This is a genomic window from Bifidobacterium leontopitheci, from assembly GCF_009193355.1.
Taxonomy (GTDB): domain Bacteria; phylum Actinomycetota; class Actinomycetes; order Actinomycetales; family Bifidobacteriaceae; genus Bifidobacterium; species Bifidobacterium leontopitheci.
On sequence record NZ_WBVT01000066.1, the window covers coordinates 1 to 8,249 of the forward strand.

2 protein-coding genes are annotated in these 8,249 nt (G+C 65.6%); both read left to right on the top strand.

The features are described from left to right. Window positions 1–381: 381 nt before the first annotated feature. The gene (locus tag F7D09_RS10835; RefSeq protein WP_152235500.1) at window positions 382–3,501 is read left to right on the top strand and encodes an exo-alpha-sialidase; all 3,120 of its coding nucleotides are present in this window, start codon (window positions 382–384) and stop codon (window positions 3,499–3,501) included. Window positions 3,502–3,859: 358 nt separating this feature from the next. After that, window positions 3,860–7,738, top strand: coding sequence for an exo-alpha-sialidase (locus tag F7D09_RS10840; protein WP_152235501.1), 3,879 nt, complete (start codon window positions 3,860–3,862; stop codon window positions 7,736–7,738). Window positions 7,739–8,249: the final 511 nt, after the last annotated feature.

Here is an 8,249-nt window from a genome sequence, read left to right on the forward strand (position 1 = left end):
ACACTGGCACTGCTACCCTTGACCATGGAGGCTCCTTCGCTAGAACGGATAGGTTTAAGGCACCACCCATTCTGCCTAGAAGCCTCTCGTCATATCAACCCACCCATCAAAACAACAAACACGGTCGTTGATAATCCGCCACTCAATCACGTGGGCAGTCATGCGGTATAATAAGCGATGATTCAGCAGCCTTCGGCGTCGCGATGGACGAGACGCCGGACGGTCCGTCACAATCACCAAACCATAACGAAACCCAACAGAGAAACACCCACCCATCCCCGACGTCGAACGGTGAGGAAGCCGCACGTGCCGAAGAGGACACGGTCACGAGGCCGAGGCAATCAGCCGCGACCCCGCCGACGCAGGAGAGAAGGAACCCGCATGAACCAATCACCCAACCCATCGCCGTGGCGCAAGCTGGGCGCGCTGGCCGCAGCCGCGGCCATGCTCGTCATCCTGCCGGCCGGCGTCGAAACCGCAGCCGCCGCAAACCCCGCGCCGGCAGCGTCCGCCACCACCCCTGCGGCCGACGAGAAGCAGTACCTTGAGCTCACCCTCACCCGCACCGACACGAACGGCACCACGGTTGAAGTCGGCGACCGCCTCACCTGGAGCCTCGGCTACAAGAACGTGACCACCGACACCGCGTTCACCGTCTACCCGAAGGAATCCAACATGGACGGCGTGGTCACCGCGCAATCCAACGGCGCCCCCGTGTGCCGCTGGAGCAGCCTCGGCGCCGGGAAGACCGCCGAATGCAAGGGCACGGCGACCAACAGCTTCACCTACCACGTCGTCACCGCCGACGACGTGAAGAACGGCTTCACGCCCACCGCGACCGTCGCCGCCACGTCCGACATGAACGGCCAGAACGTGCTGCAGACCGTCACCATCACCGGCGACAAGGTCAACGTCAACGAGCCGACCGTGCCCGACGGCACCGAGAAAATCAAGGTGACGATGAAGCGCACCGACAGCCTCGGCAACAACGTCAAGCTCGGCGACAACCTCAAGTACACGTTCACCGTGCAGAACCTCACCGACCAGCAGATCGTCGCCTACCCGAAGTCGTCCAACATCGAACGCGTCGACGCGCCCACCTACCCGAACAACAGCTGCCGGCTCGTGCTCAACGCGAACGCCACCGGCACCTGCGACTTCGCGAACCACACCATCAACGCGCAGGACGTGCTCGACCGCCAGTACACGCCCGACGCCACCTGGCTCGCCACCAAGGACCGCGACGGCAAGCAGGTGCTGCAGACCGACATCGTGCTCACCGGCGACAAGGTGACCGTGGCCGGCCCCGCCGCCGACGCCGCCTCCACGCCGAGCGAACGCAAGGACGGCGCCGAACTGCAGCTCGCCACCAACGGGCAGATCAAGGGCGAGTACTACCGCATCCCGGCGCTCGCCGAAGCGCCCAACGGCTGGATCCTCGCCGCATGGGACCTGCGTCCGGACGGCGGCGACGCGCCCAGCCCGAACTCCATCGTGCAGCGCATCTCCAAGGACGGCGGCAAGTCGTGGACGTCGCCGCGCCTCGTCGCAGCCGGCCGCAACGCCGCCGGCAAGTGGGGCTACTCCGATCCGTCGTACGTGGTCGACCATGAGACCGGCAAGGTGTTCCTGTTCTTCGTCAAGTCCTATGACCAGGGCTACTTCGGCTCCGTGCAGGGCGTCGAGGACGTGCGCAACGTGCTGCAGGCGGTCGTCGTCGAGTCCGACGACAACGGCGAGACGTGGAGCGAGCCGCGCAACATCACCAAGGAGATCACCGCCGGCCACGAGAACGAGTGGAAGTCGCGCTTCGCCTCGTCCGGCGCCGGCATCCAGCTCAAGTACGGCGCGCATAAGGGCCGCCTGATCCAGCAGTACGCGGTGCGCACCACCGGCAACGCGAACATCGCTGTCTCCGTCTACTCCGACGACCACGGCAAGACGTGGAAGTCCGGCAACCCGGTCACCGGCGCGAACATGGACGAGAACAAGGTCGTGGAGCTGTCCGACGGCCGCGTCATGCTCAACTCGCGTCCGGGCGGCGCCGGCTACCGTCGTGTCGCGATCTCCAGCGACGGCGGCGTCAACTACACCGGTCTGCACGACGACAAGAACCTGCCGGACCCGAACAACAACGCGCAGATCACGCGTGCCTACCCGGACGCTCCGGAAGGCTCCGCCAAGGCGAAGATTCTGCTGTATTCGAGCCCCCGCGCCAACAACGAGGGCCGTAACAACGGCGTCGTGCGCATCTCGTTCGACGACGGCGAAACCTGGTCCGCCGGCAAGCTGTTCAAGTCCGGTTACATGGCGTACTCGGTGATCACCGCGCTCAGCGCCGAGGCCGGCGGCGGCTTCGGCCTGTTCTACGAGGGCTCCGGCATGACGTACACGCGCGTCTCGATGGAGTGGCTCGGCTATCTGACCGCCACCGCGACCGGCTCAGCCACGGTGACGGCGACGGAGACGGGAGCGGCGACCGTGAACGTTCCGGTGACCGTGACCAACGACGGCGTGACCGATTACAGCGATGTCGTCGTCACGCCCGAGGGATTCCCCGGCGGTTGGCGCGCCGATCCGGTGACGGTCGGCTCGGTGCCCGCCGGCAAGAGCGTGACAGTGGCCGTTCCGGTGACCGCCGACTACGGTGCGGTGGCCGGAAACGTGGTCGGCGCGACGCTCAAGCTGACCGGCAAGTACGCGCAGTCCGGCGAGACGCTGAAGAGCTTCGACGAGGGCAGCCTGACCGTGACGGTCACGGAGGCCGAGCCTGAGCCGGAGCCCGAGCCAACGATCGAGAGCGTCACCGCTGTGACCACGCAGACCGACGCGAAGGTCGGCGATTCGTTTGACGCCGGTAAGGTGACGGTTACGGCGAAGCTGAGTGACGGTAAGACGCGTGATCTTGCGGCGAATGAGTACCAGTTGACCGCGGTCGACGGTTCCGGTACCGCGGTTGATTTGACCAAGCCGTTCGCCGCGGCCGGAACGGTCACGGTGACCGCCACGGTCGTCGGCGTGGAGCCGCCGATCACCGGCACGTTCAGCATCGCGGTCGCGGCGGTCGAGCCTGAGCCTGAGCCGACGGTGACGATCGAGAGCGTCACGGCTGTGACCACGCAGACCAACGCGAAGGTCGGCGACAAGTTCGATGCCGGTAAGGTGACGGTTACGGCGAAGCTGAGTGACGGCACGACGCGTGATCTTGCGGCGAGCGAGTACCGGCTGACCGCCGTCGATGGTTCCGGTGCCGTGGTCGACCTGACCAAGCCGTTCGCTGCGGCCGGTACGGTCACGGTGACCGCGACCGTGGTGGACACGGATCCGGCGGTGTTCGGTTCGTTCAGCATCGCGGTCGCCGCGAAGCCGGGAGCTGATGACGGAGCGCCGAAGAAGCCTGGACTGTCGAAGACCGGCGCCTCGGTGACCGGCGTCGCCACGGCCGTCGTGCTGCTGACGCTGGCCGGCGGCATCACCGTGATGCTGCGCCGCCGCGCGTAAGCCGAACGGCGGCTCGCGATTGTGTCACGCGGGCCGCCCGACCCATGTGACGCTGTACTCGATTCCCAGTATTTCCAATGGGTTTCGTAGTACCGTCACATGGGCCGGGCGGCCCGCGTGACGTTTTGTCTGCACGATTCCGGCTGGATTTTGTTAACTATGTAGCCTATAATAAACGTGCTTGTGGCGGGTGCGGCTGTTTGGCATCCGTCGGAGGGCATAAGACAACAGGAAACCGGATAACGTCGGGCGGTGATGAAGCCGCACATGCCGAAGACGGCATGACGACGCACAGGCCAAGGTCGGCCAGACCCAGCCTCGCGCGCCCCCGACGTGCAACGAAGAGAAGGAAACCCATATGGCTCAATCACATGCCACGCATGCGTCACGGCCAAATCCGATCAGGCGACTGTACGCGCTGATCGTGGCTGCCGCCATGCTCATCACCTTGCCTGCCGGGGCAATGACCGCCGTCGCGGCGGATCCGATTTCCGGCGTCGGCGAAGTGTCCGGCAGTCATCTGAAGCTGACCCTGACCCGCACCGACGAACTTGGCGATTCCCCGGCGGTCGGCAGCCGACTGACCTATACGCTGAAATACGAAAACCTGACCAGCTCGCAGTTCACCGCGTACCCGACTGCTTCGACGCTGACCAACGTGGCGGAGAATCAGGCGACGAACAAGCCCTATCCAATCTGCCGCTACACGCTGGGCGCCAAGGCAACCGGCGAGTGCAAGACGAACGGCACCAACAACTTCGCTACGCACGTGGTCACTGAAGCCGACAAGACCAACGGTTTCACGCCCTCCGCAACCGTCGTGGCCACCACGAACGCCAACAATGCGACCGGCGACAACGTGCTCGAGACGCTCACCGTCACCGGCGACACCATCTACAAGCCAGCCGAAACCAACAAGAACACGCACCTTAAGCTCACCCTCGAGCGCACTGACAGCCTCGGCGACAGCGTCAGCGTCGGCGCCCGACTGACCTACAAGGTCAAGTACGAGAACCTTACCGACAGCGCGTTCACCGCCTATCCGAAGAGCTCCAACCTCAGCGGCGTGGTTCCCGCCTGCCGTTGGCGCAACCTGGGCGCAAAGGCCACTCAGGAGTGCTCCGGCGACGGCAAGGCATATCATGACGTCACCGAAACCGACAAGGCCAACGGCGGCTTCACGCCGACGGTGACGTTCGTGGCCTCCACTGACGACGATGGAACCCAAGTGCTGGAGACTGTGACGGCCACCGCCCCCAAGGTCACCGTCACCACGCCTGACCCCGACGCCAAGTACATCTCCGTGACGACCGAGCGCGTGGACACGCTCGGCGAGAACCTCGAAGTCGGTCAGAAAGTCCGCTACAAGTTCGACTACAAGAAGCTGACCGACCGTGACGTCACCGTGTTCCCGAAGGAATCCAACCTGACGAATACCGATGTGACTGCGCAGAACAACTGCCGCATCACCTCGTTCGGCAGCTCAGATACGTTCTCCTGCAACAATGAGAACCTCGGCTACCATGTCATCACCGCCGAGGACGTCATCGCCGGATCCTTCACTCCGACCACTCTGTTCCAGGCGACCACCGATCGCAACGGCGGCACCGTGCTGCAGGACAACATCGTTGTCACCGGCACCCCGGTCACCATCAAGACCCCGGCCAAGGACGCCGCGTCCACGCCGACCGAGCGTAAGGACGGCGAGACCGTCGAGCTCGCCGCGGCGCGCAAGTTCGGCTCCGAAAGCTACCGCATCCCGGCGCTCGCCGAAGGCAAGAACGGCCGCATCCTCGCCGCGTGGGACCTCCGTCCGCTCGCCGGTGACGCCCCGCAGCCGAACAGCATCGTGCAGCGCTACTCCGACGACGGCGGCAAGTCGTGGAGCGACATCAAGTACGTCGCCCAAGGCCGCAACGCCACCAACAAGTACGGCTACTCCGATCCGTCCTACGTGGTCGACCGTGAGACCGGCACCATTTTCCTGTTCTTCGTGAAGTCGTACGACGCAGGCTTTGCTGCATCCCAGCTGGGTACCGACCCGGCCGCCCGCGGCGTGCTGCAGGCCGCTGTCACCAAGTCCACCGACAACGGCGAGACGTGGAGCGAGCCGAAGATCATCACCGACCAGGTCACCAAGGGCCACGAGAACGCATGGCGTTCCCGCTTCGCGACCTCCGGCGCCGGCATCCAGCTCAAGTACGGCACCCACAAGGGCCGCCTGATCCAGCAGTTCGCGGTCGCACCCGTCTCCGGCAACAACTACGCGGTGTCCATCTACTCCGACGACCATGGCGAAAGCTGGAAGGTCGGCGGCGTGATCTCCTCCACCAACATGGACGAGAACAAGGTCGTCGAACTGTCCGACGGCAGCGTGATGGTCAACGCGCGACCGGGCGCCGGCAAGTCGTTCCGCAAGGTCGCCATCTCCAAGGACGGCGGCGAGACCTACGGTGACGTGAAGATTGAGACCCAGCTGCCCGATCCGAACAACAACGGCCACATCACGCGCGCCTACCCGAACGCGCCGGAAGGCTCCGCCAAGGCGAAAATCCTGCTCTACTCCGCGCCGAACAACAACAAGAGCCGCGACAACGGCACCGTCCGCATCTCCTTCGATGACGGCCAGACCTGGTCCGGCACCGTGGCCACCGGCGCGGACGGCTATTCGACCGTCGACACCAAGCTGTTCAAGTCCGGCAACACCGGCTACTCGGTCATCGTCGCGCTGAGCGACGAAGCCGGCGGCGGCTACGGCCTGTTCTACGAGTCCGACTGGCAGAACAACGGCGTCGACAGCTACCACATGGTCTACACCCGCCTCTCCCTCGACTGGCTCGGCTACATGACGGCGACCGCAAACGGCAGCGGCACCGTCAAGCAGGGCGTGACCACCACGACCGTTCCGGTGAGCGTCACCAACGACGGCCAGACCGACTACACCGAAGCCACCGTCACGCCGACCGGCCTGCCGGAAGGCTGGAGCGCGCAGCCGGCCACCGTCGGCGCGCTAGCCAAGGGCGAGACCAAGACCGTGAACGTGACCGTCACCGTGCCCGAGACCGCCAAGAGCGGCGACGTGGCCACCGCGACGCTCAAACTGACCGGCAAGTACGCGCAGTCCACCGACACGCTCAAGAGCTTCGACGAAGGCAAGCTCACCGTGACCGTGACCGATCCGGACCCGACCCCCGAGCCGACCATCACCGGTATCACGGCCGCCACCTCGCAGAAGGAGTACACGGTCGGTGACACGTTCAAGCCTGAGACGGTGACCGTGGCCGCGGCGATGTCCGACGGCACGTCGCAGGCGCTCGGCTCTGATGAGTACACGCTGTCCGCGAAGGATGCTGCGGGTAACACGGTCGACCTGACGAAGGCGTTCGCTGCGGCCGGTACGGTGACCGTGACCGCGACCCTGAAGGCGGATACGGCGCTCGCTGCTTCGTTCACCGTGACCGTGAACGAGAAATCCGAGCCGGAGCCCGAGGTGACGATTAAGAGCATCGCGGCTTCCACTTCGCAGACCGAGTTCACTGTCGGCGACACGTTCAAGCCGGAGGCCGTGACCGTGACCGCCACCATGAGCGACGGCACGACGAAGGCGCTGACGGCCGACGAGTACGCGCTGTCCGCGAAGGACGCGGCCGGTACCGTGGTCGACCTGACCAAGCCGTTTGCTGCGGCTGGTACGGTGACCGTGACCGCGACTCTGAAGGCGGACGCGGCGCTCGCTGCTTCGTTCACCGTGACCGTGAACGAGAAGTCCGAGCCCGGTCCCGGCCCGCAGCCGACCGTGACCATCAAGAGCATCGTCGCCACGACCACGCAGACCAAGGCGAAGGTGGGCGACAAGTTCGACGCCGGCGCCGTGACGGTCGTCGCCAACCTGAGCGACGGCACCACGCGCACGCTGAAGGCTGGCGAGTACACGCTGTCCGCGAAGGATGCCGCGGGTAACGTGGTCGACCTGACCAAGCCGTTCGCAGCGGCCGGTACGGTGACCGTGACCGCGACGCTGGCGAACGTGAAGGCCGCGCTCTCCAGCTCGTTCAGCATCGCGGTCTCCGCGAAGGACACTCCGGAATCGCCGAAGCCGGCCCCGACGCCGACGACGCCGAAGCCGACGCCCGGCCTGTCGAAGACCGGCGCCTCGGTGGCTGGCGTGGCCGCCGCGTTCGCGCTGCTGGCCGTGGCCGGCGGTGCCGTGGTGGCGCTGCGCCGTCGCCGCGCGTAAGGCGGTTGCCGTTTCGCGGCCGTCTGACGGCTGACCTGGCTGTCTGACGGCTGGCACTGACAAAGCCCCTGCCGGATTCGTTCCGGTAGGGGCTTTTTGCGTCCGTTTTCGACTAGGAGATTGCCGGTCCTAGTGGGGAACGGCCGCTGGGAAGCGGTTTTGCGTCCGTTTGCGGCTGGGAGGCAGAGTCTTCTGGTAGGGAACGGCCGCTGCTGGCCCGATTTGCGTCCGTTCTTGACTAGGAGGCAGGGGTTCTCGGTGGGAAACGGACGCGCGGGGACGTTTGATACGGCTCCCGCTGGCGGGGTTGGCCCGCGGAGCGGGGTGAGAGAGGGGAGGAAAGCGGAGCGCGAGGGAGGAGAGAGGCGGGCTGCGAAGGAGCAGGAAAGCGGAGTGCGAGGGAGTGGGATGTTCGGTGGTGTTGCGGGTTGGTGTGGCTCCCGCTGGCGGGAGCTGGCCCGCGAAGCGGGATTGAGGGTGGCCGCCCGCGTTCTGCCCCGCGTTCTGCTGG